The organism is Pseudomonas sp. S04, from assembly GCF_009834545.1.
In the GTDB taxonomy this organism is placed as follows: domain Bacteria; phylum Pseudomonadota; class Gammaproteobacteria; order Pseudomonadales; family Pseudomonadaceae; genus Aquipseudomonas.
In genome coordinates this window covers 1,526,388-1,550,609 of record NZ_CP019427.1, presented here as the reverse complement: position 1 = coordinate 1,550,609, position 24,222 = coordinate 1,526,388, and the positions used below count along the sequence as shown (strand labels likewise).

General features: G+C 63.0%; 25 protein-coding genes. 8 read left to right on the top strand and 17 right to left on the bottom strand.

The genetic code is table 11. The features are described 5' to 3' along the window. Positions 1 to 5: 5 nt before the first annotated feature. Positions 6 to 2,060 carry a S9 family peptidase gene (locus PspS04_RS06800; RefSeq protein ID WP_159994288.1) on the top strand — a complete coding sequence of 685 codons (2,055 nt, stop codon included), beginning with the start codon at positions 6 to 8 and terminating at the stop codon, positions 2,058 to 2,060. A 17-nt stretch (positions 2,061 to 2,077) separates the two neighbouring features. On the opposite strand, the gene PspS04_RS06795 is transcribed toward PspS04_RS06800, so the two are convergent. Further along, entirely contained in the window at positions 2,078 to 2,368 is a 291-nt protein-coding gene (locus PspS04_RS06795; RefSeq protein WP_095171664.1) for a hypothetical protein, read from the bottom strand. 93 nt (positions 2,369 to 2,461) lie between these two features. On the opposite strand from PspS04_RS06795, the gene PspS04_RS06790 reads away from it, so the two are divergent. From PspS04_RS06790 to PspS04_RS06775, 4 genes are all read left to right on the top strand, one after another. Next, complete coding sequence (locus PspS04_RS06790) at positions 2,462 to 3,148, top strand: spermidine synthase (RefSeq protein WP_095171697.1); 687 nt, start codon at positions 2,462 to 2,464, stop codon at positions 3,146 to 3,148. A 48-nt stretch (positions 3,149 to 3,196) separates the two neighbouring features. Continuing rightward, positions 3,197 to 3,568 (top strand): YajD family HNH nuclease, encoded by a 372-nt coding sequence (locus PspS04_RS06785; RefSeq protein ID WP_095171662.1) that lies wholly within the window; start codon positions 3,197 to 3,199, stop codon positions 3,566 to 3,568. 133 nt (positions 3,569 to 3,701) lie between these two features. Further along, complete coding sequence (locus PspS04_RS06780) at positions 3,702 to 4,172, top strand: RNA methyltransferase (RefSeq protein ID WP_095171660.1); 471 nt, start codon at positions 3,702 to 3,704, stop codon at positions 4,170 to 4,172. A 78-nt stretch (positions 4,173 to 4,250) separates the two neighbouring features. Continuing rightward, the gene (locus PspS04_RS06775) at positions 4,251 to 4,628 is read left to right on the top strand and encodes a YgaP family membrane protein (protein WP_159994286.1); all 378 of its coding nucleotides are present in this window, start codon (positions 4,251 to 4,253) and stop codon (positions 4,626 to 4,628) included. Positions 4,629 to 4,645: 17 nt separating this feature from the next. Here PspS04_RS06775 and PspS04_RS06770 read toward each other — a convergent pair whose 3' ends face one another. Beyond that, positions 4,646 to 5,869: a hypothetical protein gene (locus tag PspS04_RS06770; RefSeq protein WP_159994284.1), complete on the bottom strand. Its 1,224-nt coding sequence runs from the start codon at positions 5,867 to 5,869 to the stop codon at positions 4,646 to 4,648. Between the two features lie 39 nt (positions 5,870 to 5,908). After that, positions 5,909 to 6,358, bottom strand: coding sequence for a YcgN family cysteine cluster protein (locus PspS04_RS06765; RefSeq protein ID WP_095171655.1), 450 nt, complete (start codon positions 6,356 to 6,358; stop codon positions 5,909 to 5,911). A gap of 282 nt (positions 6,359 to 6,640) precedes the next feature. Between PspS04_RS06765 and PspS04_RS06760 the strand changes: the two genes are divergently transcribed. Next, positions 6,641 to 7,234: a nitroreductase family protein gene (locus tag PspS04_RS06760; RefSeq protein WP_159994282.1), complete on the top strand. Its 594-nt coding sequence runs from the start codon at positions 6,641 to 6,643 to the stop codon at positions 7,232 to 7,234. An 86-nt stretch (positions 7,235 to 7,320) separates the two neighbouring features. Here the strand turns inward: PspS04_RS06760 and PspS04_RS06755 are convergent, their stop codons facing one another. The 6 genes from PspS04_RS06755 to PspS04_RS06730 all read right to left on the bottom strand — a co-directional run bounded on the left by PspS04_RS06755 (position 7,321) and on the right by PspS04_RS06730 (position 13,823). Further along, positions 7,321 to 8,253 carry a D-2-hydroxyacid dehydrogenase gene (locus tag PspS04_RS06755; protein ID WP_095171652.1) on the bottom strand — a complete coding sequence of 311 codons (933 nt, stop codon included), beginning with the start codon at positions 8,251 to 8,253 and terminating at the stop codon, positions 7,321 to 7,323. A gap of 92 nt (positions 8,254 to 8,345) precedes the next feature. After that, entirely contained in the window at positions 8,346 to 8,639 is a 294-nt protein-coding gene (locus PspS04_RS06750) for a YcgL domain-containing protein (RefSeq protein WP_095171651.1), read from the bottom strand. Continuing rightward, positions 8,636 to 9,769: a ribonuclease D gene (gene rnd, locus PspS04_RS06745; protein WP_095171649.1), complete on the bottom strand. Its 1,134-nt coding sequence runs from the start codon at positions 9,767 to 9,769 to the stop codon at positions 8,636 to 8,638. Before rnd ends, PspS04_RS06750 begins: the two co-directional genes overlap by 4 nt. A gap of 117 nt (positions 9,770 to 9,886) precedes the next feature. Then, entirely contained in the window at positions 9,887 to 10,549 is a 663-nt protein-coding gene (locus tag PspS04_RS06740; RefSeq protein WP_095171647.1) for a class I SAM-dependent methyltransferase, read from the bottom strand. 70 nt (positions 10,550 to 10,619) lie between these two features. Next, on the bottom strand, positions 10,620 to 12,269 hold the full coding sequence (locus tag PspS04_RS06735) for a phosphoethanolamine transferase (RefSeq protein WP_159994280.1): 1,650 nt from the start codon (positions 12,267 to 12,269) through the stop codon (positions 10,620 to 10,622). 171 nt (positions 12,270 to 12,440) lie between these two features. Continuing rightward, positions 12,441 to 13,823 carry a glutamine synthetase family protein gene (locus PspS04_RS06730; protein ID WP_095171643.1) on the bottom strand — a complete coding sequence of 461 codons (1,383 nt, stop codon included), beginning with the start codon at positions 13,821 to 13,823 and terminating at the stop codon, positions 12,441 to 12,443. Between the two features lie 650 nt (positions 13,824 to 14,473). On the opposite strand from PspS04_RS06730, the gene PspS04_RS06725 reads away from it, so the two are divergent. Both PspS04_RS06725 and PspS04_RS06720 read left to right on the top strand, forming a co-directional pair. Next, positions 14,474 to 15,658, top strand: coding sequence for a cyanate transporter (locus PspS04_RS06725; RefSeq protein WP_159994278.1), 1,185 nt, complete (start codon positions 14,474 to 14,476; stop codon positions 15,656 to 15,658). A 102-nt stretch (positions 15,659 to 15,760) separates the two neighbouring features. Then, positions 15,761 to 16,696, top strand: a complete 936-nt coding sequence (locus PspS04_RS06720; protein WP_159994276.1) for a LysR family transcriptional regulator — start codon at positions 15,761 to 15,763, stop codon at positions 16,694 to 16,696. A gap of 15 nt (positions 16,697 to 16,711) precedes the next feature. Here PspS04_RS06720 and PspS04_RS06715 read toward each other — a convergent pair whose 3' ends face one another. From PspS04_RS06715 to PspS04_RS06680, 8 genes are all read right to left on the bottom strand, one after another. After that, the gene (locus PspS04_RS06715) at positions 16,712 to 17,077 is read right to left on the bottom strand and encodes a 5-carboxymethyl-2-hydroxymuconate Delta-isomerase (RefSeq protein WP_095171702.1); all 366 of its coding nucleotides are present in this window, start codon (positions 17,075 to 17,077) and stop codon (positions 16,712 to 16,714) included. Between the two features lie 77 nt (positions 17,078 to 17,154). After that, complete coding sequence (locus PspS04_RS06710; RefSeq protein ID WP_159994274.1) at positions 17,155 to 18,075, bottom strand: LysR substrate-binding domain-containing protein; 921 nt, start codon at positions 18,073 to 18,075, stop codon at positions 17,155 to 17,157. A 157-nt stretch (positions 18,076 to 18,232) separates the two neighbouring features. Further along, a complete protein-coding gene (locus tag PspS04_RS06705; RefSeq protein ID WP_095171706.1) occupies positions 18,233 to 19,414 on the bottom strand; it encodes a pyridoxal phosphate-dependent aminotransferase in 1,182 nt (393 codons plus the stop codon). 49 nt (positions 19,415 to 19,463) lie between these two features. After that, positions 19,464 to 20,153: an ABC transporter permease gene (locus PspS04_RS06700; protein ID WP_095171708.1), complete on the bottom strand. Its 690-nt coding sequence runs from the start codon at positions 20,151 to 20,153 to the stop codon at positions 19,464 to 19,466. A 12-nt stretch (positions 20,154 to 20,165) separates the two neighbouring features. Continuing rightward, positions 20,166 to 20,879, bottom strand: a complete 714-nt coding sequence (locus PspS04_RS06695; RefSeq protein ID WP_159994273.1) for an ABC transporter permease — start codon at positions 20,877 to 20,879, stop codon at positions 20,166 to 20,168. Positions 20,880 to 20,915: 36 nt separating this feature from the next. Continuing rightward, the gene (locus tag PspS04_RS06690) at positions 20,916 to 21,692 is read right to left on the bottom strand and encodes a transporter substrate-binding domain-containing protein (protein ID WP_095171712.1); all 777 of its coding nucleotides are present in this window, start codon (positions 21,690 to 21,692) and stop codon (positions 20,916 to 20,918) included. A gap of 52 nt (positions 21,693 to 21,744) precedes the next feature. Beyond that, entirely contained in the window at positions 21,745 to 22,560 is an 816-nt protein-coding gene (locus PspS04_RS06685) for an ABC transporter ATP-binding protein (protein ID WP_269467580.1), read from the bottom strand. 49 nt (positions 22,561 to 22,609) lie between these two features. Further along, complete coding sequence (locus PspS04_RS06680; RefSeq protein ID WP_159994271.1) at positions 22,610 to 24,193, bottom strand: amidohydrolase; 1,584 nt, start codon at positions 24,191 to 24,193, stop codon at positions 22,610 to 22,612. Positions 24,194 to 24,222 lie beyond the last annotated feature (29 nt).

Below are 24,222 nucleotides of genomic sequence, written 5' to 3'. Positions count from 1 at the left end.
CACCCATGCCCCATTGTGCCCACGCCAGTAGCGCCCCGATTGCCCACAAGGCCGACGGGGATGACCCGTACGCCTGGCTGCAGGAACGGGACACGGCGCCCGTGCTCGACTACCTCAAGGCCGAAAACGCCTATCAGCAAGCCATGCTGGCCGACCAGGCCGAGCTGCGTGAAAGCCTGTTCAACGAAATCAAGGGGCGGATTCTCGAGACCGACCTGTCGCTGCCCTCCCCTTGGGGTCCGTACCTGTACTACACCCGCACCACCGCCGGTGACGAGTACGCCCGGCATTACCGCTGCCCACGCCCGGCCGATGACGGTTTGCAGGTCGATGAAAGCGCCGAAGAATTGCTGCTGGACCCCAACGTGCTGGCCAACGGCGGCTTTTTCTCCCTGGGCGCCTTCAGCATCAGTCCCGACCACCGGCGCCTGGCCTACAGCCTCGACACCACCGGCGAGGAGATTTACACCCTGTTCGTCAAGGAACTGGCCAGCGGCAAGGTCAGCGAGCTTGCGTTCGAGGATTGCGACGGCAGCATGACCTGGGCCAACGACAGCCTGACGCTGTTCTTCGCCGAGCTCGACGACACCCATCGCCCGCACAAGCTGTACCGCTACCGCCTGGACGGCACGGTGGCCGAAGAAGTGTTCCATGAGCCCGACGGGCGGTTTTTCCTGCATTGTTATCGCGCCAGCTCCGAGCGCCAGTTGCTGCTGTCGCTGGGCAGCAAGACCACCAGCGAAGTCTGGGCACTCGATGCCTCCCAGCCGCAGCAGGCCTTCAGTTGCCTGGCGCCGCGGGTCGAAGACCATGAGTACGACGTCGATCACGGCCTGCTCGACGGGCAATGGAGCTGGCTGATCCGCACCAACCGCGATGGCATCAACTTCGCCCTGTACCAGGCCCCGGACACGGGACGGGTGCCGAGCGAGGACCAGTGGCAGAACCTGATCCCCCACAGTGACGAGGTCATGCTCGAAGGCCTGAGCCTGAACGCCAGCGCCATGACCCTGAGCCTGCGGATCGGCGGCTTGCCGATAATCGAAGTTCACCCACAGGGCCTGCCGACGTATCGCGTGCAACTGCCGGACGCGGCCTACAGCCTGTATGTACAGAACAGCCTGGAGTTTGTCAGCGACCGGATCCGCCTGCGTTATGAAGCGCTGAATCGCCCGGCCCAGGTACGCCAGCTGGAACTGGCCAGCGGCGCGCAGCACGTCCTCAAGGAAACCCCGGTGCTCGGCCCGTTCGATGCAGACGCCTATGTCAGCCAGCGCCTGTGGGCGACGGCCCCGGATGGCACCCAGGTGCCGATCAGCCTGGTGGTCAAGCGCGAAATGCTCGGCCAGCCGACCCCGCTCTACCTCTATGGCTACGGCGCCTATGGCGAAAGCCTCGACCCGTGGTTCTCCCATGCGCGCCTGAGCCTGCTGGACCGTGGCGTGGCCTTCGCCATCGCCCATGTCCGCGGTGGCGGTGAGCTGGGCGAAGCCTGGTACCGCGCCGGCAAACAGCAACACAAGCAGAACAGCTTCGACGATTTCATCACCTGCGCCGAACACCTGATCACCAACGGCTTCACCAGCGCTGCGCAACTGGTGATCAGCGGTGGCAGCGCCGGAGGCCTGTTGATCGGCGCGGTGCTCAACCAACGCCCGGAGCTGTTCGCCGCGGCCATTGCCGAAGTGCCCTTTGTCGACGTGCTCAACACCATGCTCGACCCGGACCTGCCGCTGACCGTCACCGAATACGATGAGTGGGGCAACCCGCAAGAGCCCGAGGTCCATGCACGCATCAAGGCCTACGCCCCTTACGAAAACGTCCGCGCGCAAGCCTACCCGGCGACCCTGGTGATCGCCGGCTACAACGACAGCCGCGTGCAGTACTGGGAAGCCGCCAAGTGGGTGGCGAAACTGCGGGTGACCAAGACCGACGACAACCTGTTGCTGCTCAAGACCGAACTGGGTGCCGGGCACGGCGGCATGAGCGGGCGTTACCAGGGCCTGCGCGACGTGGCCCTGGAATACGCCTTTGTGTTCAAGGTATTGGGGATCGCCTGAGGCGCCCTATCGGCGTTTCAACCGCCCGGGGTCTTGCTCTTTGCCGGGGTTGGTTCCAGCCCCGGCAAGGTCTGGGCCTTGGGCGGATTGGGCTTTTCGATAGGCGGCAACAGCAGCTCACGGCTGCTGCCACTGCCGGCCTTGGGCACTGGCGTGGGGGTGATCTGCGGATAAGGCGTGGGGGTTGCGGTGCCGGGAGAGCCGGGGGCCGCTGAAGGGGTAACCGGGATTGCCTGCAACTCTTGCGCGTGACCCGCACTAATCGAGAGCGCGGCCAACACAATGACCGTTAGAATGGTGCGCTTCATCAATGGCTCCGTTGCCCTTGCTTGATGCTTCAAGGCTACTCCCAACCGCGCAAGAATGCCCTGATCAATGCCAGTTTTCCCAATGAGATTCCCATGAAACGTTTCGTTCTGCTCGACACCACCCCAATCCCCGAAAACGGCGGAGCCCTGTGCCTGTTCGAGTACGGCGAGGATTTCGTCATCAAGATCCAGGGCGGCGATGGCGGGCAACTGATGAACACCCGCATGCACGGCTCCGAAGACGCCCTGGCGGAGATTCCCTGCCGCAAGGTGGCTGGCCGGCCGAACTCGCGGGTGCTGATCGGCGGCCTGGGCATGGGCTTCACCCTCGCCTCGGCGCTCAAGCACCTGGGCAAGAGCGCTGAAGTGGTGGTCGCCGAGCTGGTGCCGGGGGTGGTGGAGTGGAACCGTGGCCCTCTGGGCGAGAAAGCCGGCAAGCCGCTACTGGACCCGCGCACGGTGATCCGCATGGAAGACGTGGCCAAGGTCCTGCAAGCCGAACCCCAGGGCTTCGACGCGATCATGCTCGACGTCGACAACGGCCCCGAAGGCCTGACCCAGAAAGCCAACAGCTGGCTGTACTCCGCCGGTGGCCTGGCCGCCTGCGCCAAGGCCCTGCGCCCCAAGGGCGTGCTGGCCGTGTGGTCGGCCAGTGCCGACCGGCAGTTTTCCGACAAACTGAAAAAAGCCGGCTTCAAGGCCGAAGAGGTGCAGGTGTTCGCCCATGGCAACAAGGGCACTCGCCACACCATCTGGATTGCCGAGAAGCTCAAGGGCTGAGCTAAACTCTGTTGATAACCGTCATTCGTCTTCTACAAAGGTGAACCCATGAGTTCGTCCACCCCAACCAACACCTCGAAACTGGACCGAATCCTCGCTGACAACCAGCGCGACAAGGAAATGGGTTACCGCGACAAGGCCCTGAAGATGTATCCGCACGTCTGCGGGCGCTGCACCCGTGAGTTCTCCGGCAAGCGCCTGAGCGAGTTGACCGTGCACCACCGCGACCACAACCACGACAACAACCCGCAGGACGGTTCCAACTGGGAGCTGTTGTGCCTGTATTGCCACGACAACGAACACTCGCGCTACACCGACCAGCAGTACTTCAGCGAAGGCTCCCTGAGCACCCCGAAAATCGCCAAGGCAACCCACAACCCGTTTGCCGCGTTGGCCGGGCTGATGAAAAAAGACGATTGAAAAGGTTGCTTCATCGCGAGCAGCGCTCCGTCTGCTCGCGATGGTGAGGCCGCAAACACCAGCAATCCGCAAATCAGACACCCTCCCCCATTCCCCGTATAATCGCGCTCTTTTTCCCGAAGGCACCCCGCTCGTGGCAGACAAACGGTACAGCTGCATTGGTTTGTATAACCCCAAATCACCGGAGAACGTTGGCTCGGTGATGCGCGCCGCTGGCTGTTATGGCGTGGCCTCGGTGTTCTACACCGGCAAGCGCTATGAACGCGCCGCCGACTTCGTCACCGACACCAAGCGGGTGCACTACGACATTCCGCTGATCGGCATCGACGACCTGAAGAAAATCCTCCCGCTGGGCTGCGTCCCAGTCGCGGTCGAACTGGTGGAAGGCGCCCGCTCGCTGCCCGAGTACACCCACCCGGACCGCGCGCTGTACATCTTCGGCCCCGAAGATGGTTCGCTGGACAAAGAGATCCGCGACTGGTGCGAAGACGTGGTCTACATTCCCACCACCGGCTGCATGAACCTGGCCGCCACCGTCAACGTGGTGCTGTACGACCGCATGGCCAAGGGCCTGAATACCCGTTCCGGGCCTAAATTCCGCTGATCGGCCCCACGCCCGATGGAACGACTCGCGCACTGGCGCAGTCAGTTTTATATCCATTGCCCCTTGAGGAGAAAGATGATGAACGAACTCAAACGCGTAGAGCGTATCGACTCCACTCCCTTTCAGACCCAACCCAACCAGAACGTGCACGGCTGGGAACGCATCGGCTCGCTGGCGGGTGGCGTGGTGATGGTGGGCAAGGGCCTGCGCCGTGGCGGCGTGTTCGGCCTGATCCAGGTGGCGCTCGGTGGCGTCGCCCTGGCGCGGGGTATCACCGGTCATAGTTCGGCAAAAAGCTTCCTGGAAAAAAGCCGCCAGGACCTGGACAACGTCCGCGCGAAAATCGAACGGGCCGGCGAGGACCTGAAAATCCTCAAGGCCAATGCCGAGGCCACGACCCACACTGCGTCAGTGGCCAGAAACGATTCGTTGAACTCACCCAAGTCTGGGGTGTAAACCCCGCGACGCACGCGCTAGTGCAACAACTCGCTGCCCAGGACCTTCGATGGCTCGCCGATGATGCTTTCGGCCAATGCCACGAACTCCTGGGTGCTGATCCGTTCCAGGTGCATGGCACCGCGGAGCATGTCGTCGAGTGAGCGCTTGTTGCGGGTCTTCAGGCGAATCTCGCGATCCAACTCCTGCATCAGCAATACCGCCCTGGCCACCTGGGCCGGATTGGCCTGCTCGCCGCGCAGGCTACTGACTCCATGGCCGGTCTTGGCCAGGCTGTTTTCCAGCACCTGATAGCGCTCATCGCTAATGCCGCCGGCCCGGCGCAGCAGTTCAATGGCGTAGTACTCGGCAAACCCTTCGCTGATCCAGTCACTGCGCTCTTCGTCGCTGATCCGCGCGAACATCTGCGCCAGTTCACGCAACAACGGGCTGTTGCCGCTTTCGCTGATCAGCGGCAGACGGCTGTGCAGGTAAATCGATTCATGCCCGGCCGTGCTGCCGCGCCACATCGGGTCGGCGGCGCCGACGATCAGCAACTTGCCCGGATGGCGAGGATACAGCGCCTGCACCTGCGGCCAGACGAATGTCAGCAGGGTCAGCACGTCCATGCGGCGCATACCCTGCCCACGCGGCGAGGCAACCGTGACTTCGGTCTCGCCCAGACGAGTGCGGCGCGTGCCCAGGTTGCCGGCGAGCATCCAGCCGGTGGGTCGGTCAAACAGTCGGGAGACGTTATCGATACGAAAGCGGTTCTTGCCGATGCGCGGCCAGGCCGTCTCGATGCTTTTCCAGCCCGCCGGCAATTCGAACACCAGGCGCGCCACCAGCTCGATGCCATCTTGTTGATCCAGGCGCGCGGCCGGCACCAGGTCATCCCCGCGCATCAAGGCCCAGTTCGGCGTCATGCGGGTCTCGAAGGTGGTGTTCTTGCGTGGCTGGCTGATACGCACCCGATAGGTCAGGCTGGCCTTGTCGGGGGCAGGTCGCCAGACGCCGCGCACAGCCTTGCCCGGGGTCAGTTGCCACTGGCCGTCGGCCTTGAAATCGCTGTAGCGGCTGCCGTCCGCCAGGTCAAAATCGAGGCTGCGCACCGCCGAGCCCTGAGCCAGGGTCACGCGCACTTCGGCCTGGTCGCTTTGCGGCAACAGGCGCACGTGGTAATCCAGATCGACCTTCTTGGCCGCCCACACCGATGAACTCAGCACCAGCAGCGACAATGCCAATGACAAGCGCACAGCCATACACACTCCTTCGTGATTCACTTGGACAACGCGCGGCGCTTAACCTGCGCGAAAAATCAGATGATCTTCCCAATCATCCTCGGCCACACTGCCCTCGGCGAGCATGCGCCCGGACTGAGAGATTCGCTCATGGTGCACCGCGTCGCGATCGCCGCACACCAGGTGATGCCAGAGCGGCAAGTCCTTGCCTTCACTGACCAGGCGATAACCGCAGGTCGGCGGCAACCACTTGAACTCATCGGCCTTGCCCGGCGTCAGCTGGATGCAGTCCGGCACCGACTCGCGGCGGTTCGGGTAGTCACTGCACTGACAGGTCTTGAGGTCCAGCAGTTTGCAGGCGATGCGCGTGTAGTAGACGCTGTTGTCGTCTTCATCCTCGAGCTTTTGCAGGCAGCACAGACCACAGCCATCGCACAACGACTCCCACTCCTGCTGGTCGAGTTGGGCGAGGGTCTTGCGTATCCAGAACGGTTCAACTTTGGCGGCCATGGTTCAAGCATCTGCATCAGCGGTGGAAAAGGCCGCCAGTCTAGTGCCCAAGCCCCCGCGGGCCAAGCGCTGGCGACTGCCGGTACGCCGGCACTTGTCAGTTTTCCCGCGGCGCAGTAGCTTTGCAGGTCACAACGACCCCGGCCCAGGGAGTCATCAACGCCCACCGCGTTGCACCCGGGCGAGCTGCCAGGGGTCGCAAAAACCCCACTGCCCAGCCAACTGTGCGCCCCCGGTTTTTATTGCTGTGTACCCTCATCGACCTTGCCAGGAATCTCTTTCATGAGCGCCAATCCCCGCGTTGCCGAATATGCCATCCACCCGCAGTTCACCGATCGCTGGTCGCCACGGGCCTTTACTGGTGAAGCCATCCCGGAAGAAACCCTGCTGAGCTTTTTCGAAGCCGCCCGCTGGGCACCTTCGGCCTACAACTCGCAACCTTGGCGGTTTCTCTACGCGCGCCGGGACACACCGAACTGGGAGCGCTTCCTCGGCCTGCTGAATGAGTTCAACCGAGGCTGGGCCCAGCACGCTTCGGCGCTGGTGATCGTGATCTCGAAAACTACCTTCACCGCGCCTGGTGCCGATGCCGAAACCCCGGCCTTGTGGCACACCTTCGACACCGGTTCGGCCTGGGGCCACCTGGCCCTGCAAGCCTCCATCAGCGGCTGGCACACCCACGGCATGGCCGGCTTCGATCAGGAGCTGACCCGCAAGGAGCTGAACATACCAGAAGGCTACGCGCTGCACGCCGCCGTGGCGATCGGCAAGCTGGGCGACAAGGGCACCCTGGCCGAGTACCTGCAAGCCCGAGAAGTACCAAGCCCACGCCGGCCGCTGAGCGAACTGGCGGCCGAGGGCGATTTCACCCTGTAAGCACAGTAATTCCTGGGGGGTTGCTAATCCCCCACATACCCACAGTGATTCTGGGTGCTCGCTGATCCCGCGTAGCTGGGGTTGTCTCAATAGCCGCGGTTGAAATCCACTTCGCCGCGCAGCGCTTCCCCGGCCTGATAGGCCCGCAGGTTTTCGACAAACAGCTGCGTCATCAGCGCCGGTGAAGTCGGTGCCGAGCTGTGGCCGGTCAACAGCAAGCCCCAGGCGGTCCAGAATGGGTGCCGCTGGGGCAGCGGTTCCTGGCGGCAGACATCGATGACCGCGCCAGCCAGGTGCCCTTCCTTCAAGGCTTCCACCAGGTCGGCATCGACCACCGCCACACCCCGCCCGGCGTTGATCAGCAGACCCGTAGGCTTGAACTGCTTGAACAGCGCGGCATCGTACAGGTCATGGGTGCTCGGAGTGTTGGGCAGCAGGTTGACCACATAATCGACCTCCCCCACCAGGCGCCCGAGGTCCTGCAACCCGGCTACCTCGATGAACGGTGCCTGTTCACGAGGCGTGCTGGCGATGCCGTACAACTGCACACCAAATGGCTTGAGGAACTCGGCAACGCTCTGGCCAATGTCCCCGGTGCCGACGATCAGCACCTTGCGCCCGACCAGGCTCTGGCCTTGGCGGCTGTCCCACTTGCGCTCGACCTGGCTGACCAGGCGCGGCAGCACTTCGCGCTCATGTCCGAGCATGTAGGTGAGCACGTACTCGGCCATCACCTGGCCAAAAATCCCCACGGCGCGGGTCAGGCGGTAATGCCGTGGAAGCCCTTCTACCAGCAGCGGCGTGATGCCGGCCCAGGTCGACTGCAGCCACTGGGGCTGGTGGCCTTGGCGCAACAGCGTTGCCAGCAAGTCGGGCTGCCCCAGCCACACCGGGCAATCGGCAGCCAGGTTGGCCAGTTCCGCGGAGTCGCCGCTGGTCATGACCTGCAGCTCGGGTGCCAGCTGTCCCAGGAGTTGGGCATACACAGCGTGGTCGTGTTCGGCAATCAGAACGCGCATGGTTCAAACCTTAAAAAACAGTGCACAAGGCCGCCGAGGGAGTGCGCTCCCCCGTTTGCGGCCACCGCCAGAAAATCCAGTGCCGGTCGCCGTCAGATCGGATCGTTACGTCGCAGCAACTCTTCGGGCAAGTGCTCGATGTACTCGTCTTCGGCTGGCGGCATTTGCAGGTGGTAGCCCTGCTTGTCGAGGTTTTCCAGGACCTGGGTAATGTCCTCACGCGAAAGCTTGCGCTCCGGAGTCAGCACCAGGTCGAAGGCGTGATGGGGTTTGCCGAAGGCCAGCAGCAGGCTTTCCGGTACGCGCTCCAGAGCATCGCTCTTGAGCACGTAGAGGTACATTTCGTTTTTCTTCAGGCTTCGGTAAATCGAGCAGATACGTTTCAAGGCTGTTCTCCGGCAGTGGCCAGGCTGTCGAGCAAGGCCTGGCCCATCAGTTCGCGGCGCCAGCCACGCAGCGATTCAGGCAATTGGTAGGGACCGTCCGGGAAGCCGCTCTTGAGCAAGGCCTCCAGGGTCTTCTTGCGCAACATCAGTTCGGGCGCGATGTTCAAGCGCTCCGCTTCGGCCTGGCCCAGCGCGCGCAGGCGCTTGACCAGGGCGGCGGCTTCGATCGGCAACGGCTCGGGTACAGCGGCTGGCCATTGCTCGGGGGGCACGCTGCCGGCCCGCTTGATCAGGTCCAGCAGGAACTCGCCGTCCTGGCGCACGGTGCGCGGGTGCATGTCTTCGATTTTTGCCAGCGCCGCGAGGTTGTCCGGCTGGGTCCGGGCCAACGGCCACAACGAATGCTCACGCACGATGCGGTTGCGCGGCAGGTCACGGGCCCGGGCTTCAAGTTCGCGCCAGGCACACAGCTCGCGCAGCACGACCAGTTGGGCGCGGGACAGTTTCCAGGCCAGCTTGGCCTCGCGGTAGACCTCGTAGGGGTCGGTTTCGCGGCGTAGGTTGGCCACCAGTTCGGCGCCATCCTCCAGGACCCAGGCGAACTTGTCGTCCGACAACTTCGGCCGCAGGCGCACGAACACTTCTGCCAGGTGCAGGGCGTCTTCGGCGGCGTAGCTGATCTGGGTCTCCGACAGCGGACGTTGCAGCCAGTCCGAGCGGGTTTCACCCTTGGGCAGGTCGATGTCCAGCACTTGCGAGACCAGGCGCGAGTAGCCCATGGAGAAACCCAGGTTCAGGTAGGCGGCAGCCAGCTGGGTATCGAACAACGGCGCCGGCAGGCTGCCGGTCAGGCGCAGCAGGACTTCGAGGTCTTCACTGCAGGCATGCAGCACCTTGAGCACAGCCGGGTTTTCCAGCAATGCCGCCAGGGGCTGCCAATCGTCGATGGTCAAAGGGTCAATCAGGTAAGCGCGCACGCCGTCGCCGATCTGCAGCAAGCCTGCAATCGGATAGAAGGTGTCGACCCGCATGAATTCTGTGTCGAGGGCGACGAACGGCAACTGCTGCCATTGGGCGCAAAACTGACCGAGGCTATCGTTGTCGCGAATCCAGTGAATATCGATGGCCACACGGCTCTCCCTTGAAGAATGGCGCGCAGTATATATCGCCCCCGGCGATTTCCGCGCATCCACTGAGCAAGAGCGTAGGCGAAATGATCTACGGCACGCGCTCAAGCGCTCGCCGGATCAGTCCTGGCTGAGTTTGCGCAGGACGTACACCCGGGTCGCAGCAATGCCCGGCAACACATCCTGGTGCATGAGGATCTTGAAGCCGGCCGCCTTGAACTCGGCCTCCAACTGGTTTTTTCCGACCCCGGGCGCCACCTGCGTCGCCAGGCCGGCGACCCAATTGCAGCGACCCGCCAGCCGCACCACCACAATCAAAGTGTCCCGGCTCACCCGCTGGAACTCCTGGAGCAAGGCCATGCGGTGTTCGGCGCACGCCAGGTGCTGGAACAACGTCGAACAGACGATGCAATCCACCGCATTGGCCGACAGGCCGATGGAGAAGGCCGAACTCTGCAAGGTCCGGATGCGTGTCAGCAGGCTCGTCGAGTGGTGCGTACGGGCATGCTTGAGCGTGTCCGGGGAGGGGTCGGCCGCCAGGATCACCCGGTTGCCGTGCTCCCCCAATACCGGCCAGTACCGTCCGACGCCACAGGCCACATCCAGCACCAGGCCAGGCTCCCCTGCTTCGTTGAGCGCATTGCGCAGTAACTGCTCGCGGCGCCACTGCGCCAAACGCTGGCGCCAGCTCGGTGGTTGGGGCTCGACGCAGGCACAGGCGTGCTGCTGGCCATGGCGCTCAGCAGATTCGCGCTCGATGGAAGATGGCGGATGGGCGGACATGAGGGCGACTCTTATAAGGTGTCTGCTGGGGCCAGCCTGGGGGCTGGCGTAGAGATAAGGTGGCTGGCGTTCAATCCTTGGCCAGGACGCCGTCGACCACGGCACCTCGGCAGCCGGCGAACAGGTCCAGGTCGGGGTTGTAGACCTTGCTGTTGACCTCCAGCAGCCCCAGCATCGAATGAAACAGGTTGTCCTGGCTCAGGGGCTTTTCCCGGCTCAGTTGCAAGCAGTGGGTGTCGACCGAGAACGCCTTCTGATAACTGTCGGAGAACCAGGCGAGCATCGCGACATGCTTCTGCTGGTCGGGGGCGAGCATGTAGGGCGTGCCATGCAGGTACAGGTTGTACTCGCCCAGGGATTCGCCGTGGTCCGACAGGTACAACATGGCCGTGTCAACTTTTTCCTGGTTGTTGCGCAACAGGTCGATCAGCGTCGACAGCACATGGTCGGTGTAGACCAGAGTGTTGTCGTAGCCATTAACGATGCTTTCCCGACTGCAATTGTTCAGCGCGTTGCTCTCGCACACGGGGGTGAAACGCTCGTACTCCTTGGGATAGCGCTTGAAGTACTCGGGACCGTGGCTGCCCATCTGGTGCAGGACCAGCACGGTGTCCTTGTCCAGGGTGTCGATGAAGTGCTGCAGGCCCTGCAGCAGGATTTCATCGCGGCATTCACTGTTGGCGCAGAGCACCGGGTCCTTGAAGTTGCTGACATCTTCCAGGGTCACCCGGTCGCAGGTGCCCTTGCAACCCGACTGGTTGTCCCGCCAGATTACGTCCAGCCCCGCATGTTTGAGCACATCCAGCAGGCCTTCCTCATTCTTCGCCTTGCTGGCGTCATAGTCCTTGCGCCCCATGTTGGAGAACATGCAGGGCACCGAGACCGCGGTTTCCGTGCCGCAGGAGTGCACGTCGGTAAAGGCGATCAGCCCCGCTTCCTGGTCCAGTTTCGGCGTGGTGTCACGCCCGTAGCCAAGAATCCCGAAGTTCTCGGCGCGGGCACTTTCGCCCACCACCAGTACGGTCAGCGATTTGCGCCCGTGGGTCTGCCAGGTCGGATTGCGCTGGGCGTCTTCGCCGAGTTTGACGAACGGTTGCTGCGCAGACTTCACTTGCTCGCGCAAATAACCGATGGAAGCGCCGATGTAATTGCTCGGCACTACCATCAAGCGCAACTCGTGGTGATTGCGAAACAACGAAGACAACCCTTGATAGTTAACCAGTGCCACGCCACCGATGACCACGGCCGAGGCGCCGGCGACCAACACTTTACTGAGCAACTCACGGTGCCAGCGACGATAACTAATCGGGGTTTTCCACAGGATAAATGACGGCAGCACACCCAATAACAAGTTGTACGCCAGCAACTTTATCGACAATAAGTCACGAACTTCGCTGGCATTGGTCTCGGCAAAGTTACGCAACATCCCGGCATCGACCAGCACGCCGTACTGACTCATGAAATACGCCACGCCGGCACTGGCCATGAACATCAGAGTCAGCACTGGCTTGAACACTGGACGGAAGGCCAGCAGGGTCAGGATCAGGTTGAACGCACAGAGAATCATGACGCCGAACGCCACCCGCATGCCGATGCCTCGGACATCGCTGGCGGTAATGTCGAACAGGTGTTGCCAGAGGACAGCGTTGTAGCCAGCCAATAGAAACGCACTGGCAATCAACGTCACCCATTCCGGGCGCGCGGCTTTTATTTTAAACATGGGAGGTCTGCTTGTTCCTGAAGTAGGTGCCGCCAACAAAGAACGAACTATTCTTTCCTGACCACGGCACAAACTTTAAGCAGCCTTGCATCAATATTTCGTGAAAAAGACGCCAATAAATAGTGGGTTAACCGCTATTTATTGGCGTCCTGTTTGTTAACTATTCCTATCTCACGCCTGATGCAAGTACCAGCGCCAGTCCTGCTCGCCGACTTCGCCCATGAACTGGCGGTACTCGGCACGCTTGACTGCCAGGTAGACCCCAAGGAAAGGCGCACCAAACGCATCCCGGGCCCAGGCCGAACTTTCCAGTGCACGCAGGGTGGTCAGCCAGTCCGTGGGCAGCAATTCCTTGGCCTGGGCGTAACCGTTGCCCTCGACCGGCGCTCCCGGGTCGCGCTGCTCGCGAATGCCGCGATGAATGCCGGCCAGGATCGCCGCAGCGGCGAGATAGGGGTTGGCATCGGCGCCGCAGATGCGGTGCTCGATATGCCGCGAAAACGCCGGCCCGCCGGGCACCCGCAGGCTCACGGTGCGGTTGTCGACGCCCCAGGTGGCGGCCAGCGGCGCGTAGCTGTTGGTCTGGAAACGGCGATAGGAGTTGGCGTTGGGGCAGAACAACAGCAAGGAGTCGAGCAAGGTGCTGAGCATGCCACCGACCGCCTGGCGCAGCAGCGGCGTGCCATCGGGGGCGTCGCTGGCAAACAGGTTGTTGCCGTCCTTGTCGGCGATGCTGACGTGCATGTGCATGCCGGTACCGGCCAGGTCATCGAACGGCTTGGCCATGAAACAGGCACTCATCCCATGCTTGTGGGCCACGCCCTTGACCAGGCGCTTGTAGCGCACCGCCTCGTCCATGGCCTGCAGGGCATCTTCGCGGTGCTCGAGGGTGATTTCGACCTGGCCCGGAGCGTATTCGGAAATCGCCGTGCGCGCCGGAATCCCCTGCAGCTTGCAGGCGGCATAGAGGTCGGCGAGAAACGGCTCGATCTGCTCCAGTTCACGCAAACCGTAGACCTGGGTCGAGCGCGGCCGCCCACCGTCGACGTCCCGCGCCGGTTGCGGGCGACCCTGGCTGTCACGCTGCTGATCGAGCAGGTAGAACTCCAGCTCCGCGGCCATCACCGGGTAATAACCATCGGCCTTGAGCCCATCGATCACCTTGGCCAGCAAATGCCGAGGATCGGCCACGGTCGCCGGCATGCCTTCTTGCGGGTGCATGCTGACCTGCACCGCCGCCGTCGGAATCTGCCGCCATGGCATGCGCTGCAAACTGCCGCTGACCGGGTAGGCGCGGCAATCGATGTCGCCGACCTCCCAGACCAGCCCGGAGTTTTCCACGTCGTCGCCATTGATGGTCAGGCCCAGGATGGTGCTGGGCAGTGGCCGTCCGCTCTGGTAGACCGCCAACAATTCATCGCGGTGCAACAACTTGCCCCGGGGCACGCCGTTGTTATCGACGATGAACAGCTCGAACATCTCGATATCCGGGTTGGCTTGCAGAAAATCGTTGGCTTCTTGCAGGGAGGCAAAGGGGCTCGTGGCAACACTCATGGGAACGCTCGTATATCCGGGTCAGGCAGGCGCACAGGCACCGCCAGTCAGGCCCCGGCGCAACACCGGGGCCGTTGAAGTGATTCAACGGGAAATACGCACATCCGGTGGGCGCGCATGGCGGCAATGCCATAGCGCCCAAAAGGCCAGTTCCGAAGGCAGGGCAGACAGGTTCAATGCACTGGCGGGCAAGAATCGACGCCGAGGCTGACGGCATGACGCACTAGCGCCAGGCACCGCTGCGGGGTGAGTGTCGATCGAGCAACCGTCCATAGGGTAAACCACAGAACATAGAGGGCGAACAGCGTCACACGGGACAGTTAGTCGTTAAATCCACAGATCAAGAACCTTGGGTGCAGACTTGCTAAACATTTCCTCACTGCAATCCTGCGAGGACTGCGTCCTCGAACGCAGCCTCGCAGGCTCGACAGCTGCTACGGGAGATTGGGGTATTGCTGAGATCTGTGGTGTGGCTCAGATCGCCATCGCGGGCAAGCCCGCTCCCACAGAGAAATGCGCTTCCCCCAGAAAAAACAGGCCGGCCCCCACCCCCAACAAATTTAATTTCTAAATCCCCCCGCAGACTTTCTGATTTGCCGCCACCTACCCCCAACCCGCCTAATCCAGCCCTAGCCCCCCAAGGTCCGATTATGCAAACCGTACGCGCCACCTCCCGCCCCGCGATCTGGCTGATGCTAGCCGTCGTTCTCGTCGCCCTGAACCTACGCCCGTCCATGGCCGCCATCGGCCCGCTACTGACCGGCATCCGCAGCGACATCCCCCTGAGCTTCAGCCTCGCCGCCCTGCTCACCATGCTGCCGGTCATGGCCATGGGGCTGGCGATGTTCTTCGGCATGCGCATCAGCCGCCACCTGGGCGAACACCGCACCGTGGTCCTGTCGCTGCTGATCATCGGCCTGGCCACCGCCTCCCGGTTATTCCTCGACTCGGCCGCCGAACTGATCTTCAGCGCCGTCCTGGCCGGCATCGGCATCGCCCTGATCCAGGCACTGCTGCCGGCCCTGATCAAATCCCGGTTCAGCGATAACGTCTCGCTGTTCATGGGCCTGTATGTCACCTCGATCATGGCCGGCGCAGCCATTGCCGCCTCATTCGCGCCCCTGGTGATGATCAACACCGGCAGTTGGCGCATCGGCCTGGCGATCTGGGCGGCACTGGCGGTTGTCGCCTTGCTGTTCTGGTACGCCCAACGTTCGGCCATCGCTCCCCAGGCCAACCCAACCGTCAACAACACGTCCTTTGTCGGCAATCCCCGCGCCTGGTTGCTGGCCATCTTCTTTGGCCTGGGCACGGCGTCCTACACCTGCGTGCTGGCATGGCTGGCGCCCTACTACGTGGAGAAAGGCTGGAGTGAACAGAGTGCCGGCCTGGTGCTGGGGTTTCTCACCGCCATGGAAGTGATCTCCGGCCTGTTGACCCCGGCCCTGGCCAACCGCAGCCGCGACAAACGCCTGGTACTGATGGTGTTGCTGGGCCTGATCGTCGCCGGTTTCTGCGGGCTGATCCTCAGCCCCGAGTCCCTGAGCCTGCTCTGGCCGTGCCTGTTGGGGCTGGGCATCGGCGGGCTGTTTCCAATGAGCCTGATCGTCTCGCTGGACCACCTCGACCACCCGCAGCGCGCCGGTGGCCTGACGGCCTTCGTGCAAGGCATCGGCTACCTGATTGCCGGGGTTTCGCCGCTGATTGCCGGGATGATCCGCGATCAACTAGGCAGTTTCGAATGGGCCTGGTGGGCCCTGACCGCGGTGGTGCTGGTGATGATGCTGATGGTCCTGCGCTTCGACCCACGCCACTACGCCAGACACATCGACTGAGCAGCCGAGTCTGCGGCGCATGGTCCTGAGCCGCGCCTTCCGTTAGCATCCCTGGTCCAGGCGTGTGCGCAACCTGCACACGCCGCTGAACGGACGTTATGGATGCTCAACAGTAACTTGCTGCGCAAGCTCGATATGCAGGACCTGATGGTGTTCATCGCGGTGTATGAACAGTGCAATGTCAGCGGCGTATCCGACGCCTTGTGCGTCAGCCAGTCCACCGTGAGTTATTGCCTGAAGAAATTGCGCACCAGTTTCGAGGACGAGTTGTTCATCAACACCCGGACCGGCATGCGGGCGACGGACAGGGCCAGCAGCATGTACCCCCATGTGCTGCAGATCATCGAGAGCATCAACCTGTGCCATGCCGGGGTCCAGGCGTTCGACCCGACTCGGCGGGCCGTGACCTTCAACCTCTGCGCCCCGGAGTACTTCGAACAGTTGGTCCTGCCGCGCCTGCTGCGACGCTTCTCCCAGGTCGACCTGCCGGTGACCATCAATGTGCACAAACTCGAAAGTGAGATTCCCGCCGAAGAACTGCGCGACGGCCGCATCGATCTGGTGATCGGCTTCGGCCCTAATTTTCATCAGCACCACAGTGACTTCAAGTCCCAGGTTTTGCTCACCGATGACCTGGTGTGCGTGGTCGACCAGCACGCCCCGCACCCTACGCCGCGCTTCAGCCTGCAGGATTTCGCCCAGCGCCGGCATGTATTTCCCACGCCCTGGACGTCCAGCACCAACATGGTCGATGGTTGGCTTGCTCAGCAGGCCCACAAACGGCAGGTTGTCGCCCGCGCCAACAGCTACAGTGCGGCGCTGAAGTTGATTGTCGGCACCGATTACCTGCTGGCCATGCCGCGGCGTATCCAGCAGTTGCTGGCCAGCGAACCCGGGTTCAGCCATTACGAGGCGCCCCAGGGTCTGCCGAGGTTCAGCCTGGACATGCTGTGGAGCGAGGCCAGCGACCTGGACAGCGCCAACACCTGGCTGCGCGAGCAGGTGATCGAGGCCTGTGTCGCGCAACCGCTGGATTGAAGGGTGCGGCGGGTCTCAGCGACCGATGGCGGTCTTGGTGTAGGACTCGCGGTCAATGTCCAGGACTTCGACGGACAGTTGCACCTCGACCCCGGCCGGCCATTCGCACAAGTCCTGCAGGACCGCCAGCAGGCTATCGGACAATTGCTTCTTGATCGCCGGTGAACGGCCACTGAGTATCGCCAGCCGCAACGCCACGAAGCCCCGCTCGCCCATGCCGGTACCTACACGGAATGCGCCTACCTGCATGGCCCGACTCTTGATGTCGAACTCATCGGCAAACTGCCCGGAACCGGCCAGCGCGTGGTTGAAACGCAGCAGCGCCACGTCCGCGTTGAGCCCTGGCAGGTTGTCGGTGTATTCCATGTGCAGGTGAGGCATTGCAGTGCTCCTTGGGTTAACCATCAAAGTGCCTACATATAGCACAGACCGCTCCTACCGCCCTCTGCGACATTGGCCTAGATCTGCGGCGCCCCGCGGTCGCTCATGAAGGCTTCCAGGCGCGAGCGCAGCCAACGCTCGGCCGGGTCGGTGTCGACATGGCTGAGCCAGACCATGGACAGGTCCAGGGTCGGGGTGTGGAACGGGAACGGTTCCTTGAACAATTGCCCCGAGGCAGCCATGGCTGCGGCGGTGTAGTCCGGCAGGCTGGCGATCAAGTCGGTGCCCGCCAACAAGGCCGGCAAGGCACTGTATTGCGGCACCGATAACACCACCTGGCGGGTGCGGCCGATCTCGGCCAGCCACTCATCGGCAAAGCCGCTGACGTTGGCGGTGTGCGAGACCAGCACATGGGGCCGGGCGCAGTATTCGTCGAGGGTCAGCGGCGTGTCCGAGGCATCGGCGCGCAGGATGCTGGGCTGGATGTGGCGCAACAACTTGCGCTTGGCATTGGCCGGCAGGCCACGGGTCTGGCTGATGCCGACGGTGATATCGCCTGACGCCAGCAAGTCGGGAATCCGCCAGTAGTCAACATGCTGCACCACGAACACCACCTGCGGCGCTTCCTGGCGCAAAGCGCGCAACAACGGTGGCAGCAGGCCGAACTCGACGTCATCGGACAGGCCGATGCGAAAGGTCATGGTGCTGCTGGCGGGATCGAACTCGCGGGTCAGGCTCAGGGCCGAAGACAAGGCGTCGAGCGCCGGAGACAGATGCTGGATCAGCTCCTCGGCCCGCGCCGTAGGCTCCATGCGGTGACCGACCCGGATAAACAGCGGGTCGTTGAGCATGATGCGCAGGCGATTGAGTGCCGAGCTGATTGTGGGCTGGCCGAGAAACAGCTTTTCCGCCGCGCGTGTCACGTTGCGTTCGAGCATCAGCGTTTCAAACACCACCATCAGGTTGATGTCGGCCTTGCGCAGTTCATTGCGATTCATCTACCGCCCCCAGTCCCCAAGACTGGCGACAGTTTAGGAAGCCGTGGGGAGTGCCGTCCATCGACATCGACGATTGATTGCACACCCGTGGGCAAACATCCGCGAGCCAACACCCGACGACCCGCTCACGCAGGTCGCCGGATGCCGGGCGTTACCGTCAGTTGCGCGCCTGAAGCCCTTCGATAAAGCCGGCGATACGCCCACAGGCGTCGCTCAACGCGGCATCGGAGACGGTGAAGGAGATCCGCACGAAACCGGCGGTGCTGGCCCCAAAGGCGCTGGCATCGAGTACCGAGACACCCGTGGCGCGGAACAGCTGCCAGGCGAAGTCGGTGCTCGACAGGCCGGTATCCCGCACATCCACCAGCATGAACATGCCGGCCTCGGGCACCTTGCACTTGAGCAGCGGCACGTTGCGCAACCCGGCGACCACCAGATCACGCCGACGGCGATACAACTCGCGCGCCTGGCCGACCACCTGCTCATCCAGCTCCAGCGCCTTCAACGCGGCGGCCTGGATGAAGCCCGGCAAGCCATACAGCATGCACAGCAGCAGGTTATCCAGATGGCCGATCAGTTCCTGTGGCCCGACCACCCAGCCGACCCGCCAACCGGTCATGGCATGGGACTTGGACAGGCTGTTGAGCACCACGGTGCGTTCGCCCATGCCTTCCAGGGTCGCCACGCTCTGGTGCGCACGATCGTAGGTGAGCTGGCCGTAGACCTCGTCACTGATCACCCACAGGTTGTGCCGCTGGGCCACCAGGGCCACCGCTTCCAGTTCCTCGCGGGTGTAGACGTTGCCGGTGGGGTTGTTGGGCGTGGCCAGGGCGATGCCGCGAGTCTTGTCGGTCACCACCGCCTCGATGGCGGCCAGGGTCAAGCGGAAATCGTTTTCCGCCGGTTGGGCAATCGGCACCAGGCGGGCACCGCTGGCCTGGATGCTGGCCTCGTAGGTCAGGTACATCGGCGCCGGCACCAGCACCTCATCGCCGGTTTCGAACAGGCACATGGCAGTGGCGTACAAACCATTCTGCGCACCAGCCACCAGGGCCACGTTGGCGGCGGACACCGGCTGGCCGAGCAAGGCCGTCTGCTTGGCGGCAATCGCCTCGCGCAGGGCCGGGCGGCCGATCACGTGGCAGTAGTGGGTGTCGCCTTCGTTCAGGGCCTGGATCGCAGCCGCGCAGATCTCGTCGGCGGTGGCGAAGTCTGGATCGCCGATACTCAGGACGATGGCATCTTCACCCCGAGCCTGGGCATCACACGCGGCGTAGTGAATGTCCCAGGCGCTGACCGTCTCACCGCTGATGCGCTGGACCATGGACGAATATTTCATGAAAAACTCCTTGTGAGCCCTCGGGCCGACGTATCAACACAGCGTGAAGTCAGGCCTGTCGTTGGGGCGTTTTGCCGATACGGGCAAAGCCTTGTTCGATCAAGATCGCCAGAATGATGTAAATCACCGCCACCACCAGCAGCGGCTCATAGACTCGCAACGTTTGCGCACGCACCAGGTTGGCCGCACCGAGCAAGTCGGTGACCGCAACGGTGGAAGCCAGCGCCGTGGCCTTGAGCAGCATCACGCTCTCCCCTGCCAGGGTCGGGCGCAGCATCTGCAAGGCACGCGGCATCCATACTCGCCGCAGCACCAGCCAGGGCCGCATGCCATAGGCCCGCCCCGCTTCCAGCTCGCCACGCGGTACTGCGCGCAAGCCACCGCGCAGCACTTCGCCGACATACGCAGAAACGCTCAGGGTCAGGGCAAACGCAACGTACCAGAAACCTTCACGCAAATACGGCCAGAACATGCTGCCGCGAATCAACGGGAAGGTAGCGAACAGGCTACCCACGCCGTAGTAAAGCACGTAGATCTGCACCAGCAAGGGCGTGCCACGCAGGACGCTGGTGTAGAACCGCAGGCCGTTGGCCAGGAAACGGTTCTTCGATAAGCGCCCCAGGGCCACGCCAACCGCCATCAGGAACCCGAAGAAACCCGAGATCAGCAACAGCTGCAGGGTCAGCCCTGCACCCTTGACCAACTCGTTGTAAAAACTGCTCAACCACTGAAAGTCCATGCCTGCCCTTCCCTATGAGTGCCGTGGCATCCAGCGTTCGAAGCGAACTTCGACCTGCCGGAACACCGAACTGGAAACCAGCGTGATCAGGTAATAGAACGCCGCGACCGCGAGGTAAAACAGCAAGTAGTGTTTGGTCGAGGCCGCAGCCTGGCGCCCGGCGGTCAGCAGTTCGCTGTAGCCGACTACGCTGATCAGCGCGCTTTCCTTGACCAGCACCAGCCACAGGTTGGACAGGCCGGCGATGGCGAACGGCAGCATGCCCGGCAGGATTACCCGGCGCACCAGCATCAAGCGATTGATGCCATAGGAGCGCGCGGCTTCGATCTGGCCGTGGGGAATCGATTCGATCGCCCCGCGGATGATCTCCCCCGAGTACGCGCCCTGCACAATGCCCAGCACCACCACGGCGGCCATGAACCCGTTGATCTCGACACTCGGTTGACCGAGCGCCGCCATCGTCAGGTTGATCAGGTCGGCACCGGCGTAATACAGCAGCAGGATCAGCAACAGCTCCGGCACTGCGCGGTACAGCGTGGTGTAGCAATTGGCACAGACCACCATCCAGCGTGGTCCCTTGAGTTTGACCATGGCCACGATCAGGCCGATCGACAGACCCAGGACAAAGGCGCCCAGGGAAATACCCAGGGTTTTCACCATGCCCTGCGCCAGGGCCTGGAGCCAACCGTCGGCAAAAAACAGCCGGGAAATTTCAGAAACAGTCATGAGCACACCTTCGCTGGGTTTGCTTGAGGTACCGGCTTACTCGAGGGCCGAGATGTCGGTCTTGAAATAGCGCTCACGGATTTTTTCGTAGCTGCCGTCGGTTCGCAGCGATTGCAGGGCCACGTTCAGACGCTCACGCAGGGCATCGTTGCCCTTGCGCACGCCCGCACCCACGCCGTCACCGAACAAGGGGTCGAGCGGAGCCACGCCCTTGCTCGCGAGCATGGCGTTGTCTGGCAGTTCGAGCAGCGGCTCGACCACCAATTGGTCGGCCAGCATGATGTCGACACGTCCGCTGCGCAGGTCGGCGAGGAGGTCGTCCTGGTCGTTGTAGTAACGGATGGTCGAGTCCTCGGCGTAGTACTTCTTGACGAAGGCGGCGTGGGTGGTGGAGCCCTGCACGCCGATGATCTTGCCCTTGAGGCCGGCCGGGGTCGGGTCCAGTTCCAGGTTGCGCTCGCCGATCCACAGGGCGCGGGTGAAGAAGTACGGCTGGGTGAAGTCGATCACCTGTTGACGCTCGGGGGTGATCGACAGGGAGTTGAGCACCACGTCGACCTGCTGCGATTTGAGCGCCGGGATCAGACCGTCCCAGGACATTTCATTGAGGCTGCATTCGGCCTGCATGCGGGCGCAGACGGCGGTGATCATCTCCGGCTCGAAGCCGCTCCAATCGCCCTTGCCGCTCTTGAACGAGAACGGCGGATAGGGTTCCAGGGCGATGCCGAACACCAATTTGTCCGCGGCCATCGCGCTGCTCGCGATGCCGGCCAGCAAGCAGGCTTGCAGGGTAACCAACAGAGTTTTTTTCATGCAGGGTGCCTCTTTCAGGTTGTTGTTATCGAGGTTGAAAAAACCGACGCGATTACCCGCGGTTGTCCTGGGCCATGACAAATTGCCGGCAGCGTTCGCTGCGCGGATCCAGCAGTACCTGTTGGGGCGGACCTTCTTCCTCGACCCGGCCCTGGTGCAGGTAAATCACCTTGCTCGACACATCCCGGGCAAAGGCCATTTCGTGGGTCACCAGAATCATCGTGCGGCCTTCCTCGGCGATGCCCTGGATCACCCGCAACACTTCGCCTACCAGCTCCGGGTCGAGGGCCGAGGTCGGCTCATCGAACAGCATCACTTGCGGGCGCATGGCCAAGGCCCGGGCAATGGCCACGCGCTGTTGCTGGCCGCCGGACAGAAACGCCGGGTAGGCATTGCGCTTGTCGATCAGGCCGACTTTTTCCAGCAGTTGCTCGGCGTGGGCGGTGGCTTCCTTGCGGTCCTCACCGAGCACATAGACCGGGGCTTCGATGACGTTCTCCAACACTGTGCGGTGCGGCCACAGGTTGAAGCTCTGGAACACCATGCTCAGACGGGTGCGCAGGCGCTCGACCTGACGCGGATCAGCGACCTGCGCGACCCCATGGCGTCCAGTCTTCAGGCGTACTTCTTCGCCATTGATACGCAGGCTGCCGCTGCAGGGAATTTCCAGCAGGTTGATGCAGCGCAGCAGCGTGCTCTTGCCCGAGCCGCTGGAGCCGATCAGCGAGACCACCTCGCCCTCCTTGGCGCGCATCGAAATGCCCTTGAGGACGTGGTGGTCGGCGTAGCTTTTGTGCAGGTCGTCGATGGCGACGACCGAGGTGTCCGCTGCCGGCTGCGGGATGTTCACGTTGGTGAGTGCTTGCACGTCTGGCTCCTCGAATACGGGGGGTTGCGGTACGCAGGGCTGCGGGGCATTACTCGTCCTCGCGCGCCGGAATCCACCACTCCTCACCGCGTACGGTGGTGATGTACTCCGGCCAGCGGAAACGGTGCGGCGCCTGGAAGTCGGCGGGCAACAGGGGCGCCTGCCAATGCTCGCCACCGATGCCACCGCCGGTGCGCTGGTTGAACTCGGCCTTGGCTGCCGCCAGCAGGTCGTCGTTGCAAAACAGGTCGAGCAAGGTGCTGGCGATGGTTTTGGCCGCCACGTCGATCATCGGGTCGATGGTCTGCGGGATGCCGCCCAGGGCGTTGGAGACCCAGTCCGGGTAGACATGACCGGCGGGCGCAGAGAGCATCGGCCGCGCGACGAGCAGGCGCACGGTCGGGCAATGCCAGGTGTATTCGGGGTAGTCGTCGGAGGTCAGGTACTTCTGCCAGGCCGGCATTTGCAGGCGCATCTGGCGTTCGCACTCCTGCGGCTCGATCAATTGTTCGATGGCTGGCAGGAAGGGTTCGGCCATCGGTTCCAGGCCCAGGTTGCGCTGGATGTCGCGGGCGATCTCGCAGGCTTCCAGGCCCCATTGCGGCGCACCGATGGCGGCTAGGTTGTCGTAGGTGGCCTGGGCCAGCACATGGTTGGCCAGGCCACCACGGGACTTGCACACCCAGGTCTTTTTCCATTGGCAACCGGTGGCCATCGCCGCGGCGGCAGCGTTGTTGTCCATCACCGAGGAAATGGTTTCGGCCTGCTCGATCGAGTCGCAACGCAGCAGGTACTGGATCTGCGACAGGTGCGGCGGCAGGTTGTCGGCGGTGGCCTGGCCGGCAGTGAGGATGGCTTCGTTGTAGCTCCACAGGCCAGTGAACGGCAGGGTCGAACGGCGCAGGCTTTCATTGAGGTTGTAGAAGTGCATCAGCGCATCGTTGGCCCCCGGCGCGCGGGCTGCCAGGTGGTTCTGCGGGATGGGGCTGTAGCGGTCGGCGGCGATCCAGTTCTGCGGGTCTTCGCAGGTGAAGCTGTAGATGTAGGCGTAGGCGATCCCGCAGTGGGTATCCCAAGTGGTGGTGTTGTTCAGCGGCAGCATGTAGGTGGGGTGGAAACTGATGGCCGCATCCAGGTTGTCGTAGTAACCCTTGGCGGCATGCACCGGCTTGGAGGCGCGCAGCTTTTCTGCCGGCTCACCGAAGAAGCGGATGGTGCCCTGGATGCCAAACTCGAGCATCGCCGCCTTGGCCGCCAGCACCCCACCCAGGGCACTGATGCCGAGTGCCGAATGCGGGTCGGTGTGCCCGGGGGCAAACCGCGACAGGCCGTCACGCGGCATCTTGCGGGTGGTCGCGGCCTGGCAATTGCCAGGGACCGCGTCGTACTCGGCATAGGTCGCCAACACCGGGCCATTGCCGTTGCTGAAGGTGGCGCAGAAGGCGGTCGGCATGCCGCCACTGCCCTCTTCCACGGTGAAGCCTTCCTTGCGCAGCAGCTCTACATACCAGGCGCAGGACTTGTACTCGCGAAACGCCGGTTCCGCGTAGTGCCAGATGATCTGGTGCCAATCGGACAACTGCTGGCGGTGCTGGTCGATCCATTTACGGGCAAATCTTTTCTGCAATTCCATGCGGCTCTCTCCCACAGATTCGGCGAATT

What these genes read in the sequence shown, in the direction of transcription:
- PspS04_RS06800 (WP_159994288.1), top strand. Translation starts at nt 6, where the DNA reads ATGCCCCATTGTGCCCACGCCAGTAGCGCCCCGATTGCCCACAAGGCC.
- PspS04_RS06795 (WP_095171664.1), bottom strand. Translation starts at nt 2,368, where the DNA reads ATGAAGCGCACCATTCTAACGGTCATTGTGTTGGCCGCGCTCTCGATT.
- PspS04_RS06790 (WP_095171697.1), top strand. Translation starts at nt 2,462, where the DNA reads ATGAAACGTTTCGTTCTGCTCGACACCACCCCAATCCCCGAAAACGGC.
- PspS04_RS06785 (WP_095171662.1), top strand. Translation starts at nt 3,197, where the DNA reads ATGAGTTCGTCCACCCCAACCAACACCTCGAAACTGGACCGAATCCTC.
- PspS04_RS06775 (WP_159994286.1), top strand. Translation starts at nt 4,251, where the DNA reads ATGAACGAACTCAAACGCGTAGAGCGTATCGACTCCACTCCCTTTCAG.
- PspS04_RS06770 (WP_159994284.1), bottom strand. Translation starts at nt 5,869, where the DNA reads ATGGCTGTGCGCTTGTCATTGGCATTGTCGCTGCTGGTGCTGAGTTCA.
- PspS04_RS06765 (WP_095171655.1), bottom strand. Translation starts at nt 6,358, where the DNA reads ATGGCCGCCAAAGTTGAACCGTTCTGGATACGCAAGACCCTCGCCCAA.
- PspS04_RS06760 (WP_159994282.1), top strand. Translation starts at nt 6,641, where the DNA reads ATGAGCGCCAATCCCCGCGTTGCCGAATATGCCATCCACCCGCAGTTC.
- PspS04_RS06755 (WP_095171652.1), bottom strand. Translation starts at nt 8,253, where the DNA reads ATGCGCGTTCTGATTGCCGAACACGACCACGCTGTGTATGCCCAACTC.
- PspS04_RS06740 (WP_095171647.1), bottom strand. Translation starts at nt 10,549, where the DNA reads ATGTCCGCCCATCCGCCATCTTCCATCGAGCGCGAATCTGCTGAGCGC.
- PspS04_RS06735 (WP_159994280.1), bottom strand. Translation starts at nt 12,269, where the DNA reads ATGTTTAAAATAAAAGCCGCGCGCCCGGAATGGGTGACGTTGATTGCC.
- PspS04_RS06730 (WP_095171643.1), bottom strand. Translation starts at nt 13,823, where the DNA reads ATGAGTGTTGCCACGAGCCCCTTTGCCTCCCTGCAAGAAGCCAACGAT.
- PspS04_RS06725 (WP_159994278.1), top strand. Translation starts at nt 14,474, where the DNA reads ATGCAAACCGTACGCGCCACCTCCCGCCCCGCGATCTGGCTGATGCTA.
- PspS04_RS06720 (WP_159994276.1), top strand. Translation starts at nt 15,761, where the DNA reads ATGCTCAACAGTAACTTGCTGCGCAAGCTCGATATGCAGGACCTGATG.
- PspS04_RS06715 (WP_095171702.1), bottom strand. Translation starts at nt 17,077, where the DNA reads ATGCCTCACCTGCACATGGAATACACCGACAACCTGCCAGGGCTCAAC.
- PspS04_RS06710 (WP_159994274.1), bottom strand. Translation starts at nt 18,075, where the DNA reads ATGAATCGCAATGAACTGCGCAAGGCCGACATCAACCTGATGGTGGTG.
- PspS04_RS06705 (WP_095171706.1), bottom strand. Translation starts at nt 19,414, where the DNA reads ATGAAATATTCGTCCATGGTCCAGCGCATCAGCGGTGAGACGGTCAGC.
- PspS04_RS06700 (WP_095171708.1), bottom strand. Translation starts at nt 20,153, where the DNA reads ATGGACTTTCAGTGGTTGAGCAGTTTTTACAACGAGTTGGTCAAGGGT.
- PspS04_RS06695 (WP_159994273.1), bottom strand. Translation starts at nt 20,879, where the DNA reads ATGACTGTTTCTGAAATTTCCCGGCTGTTTTTTGCCGACGGTTGGCTC.
- PspS04_RS06690 (WP_095171712.1), bottom strand. Translation starts at nt 21,692, where the DNA reads ATGAAAAAAACTCTGTTGGTTACCCTGCAAGCCTGCTTGCTGGCCGGC.
- PspS04_RS06680 (WP_159994271.1), bottom strand. Translation starts at nt 24,193, where the DNA reads ATGGAATTGCAGAAAAGATTTGCCCGTAAATGGATCGACCAGCACCGC.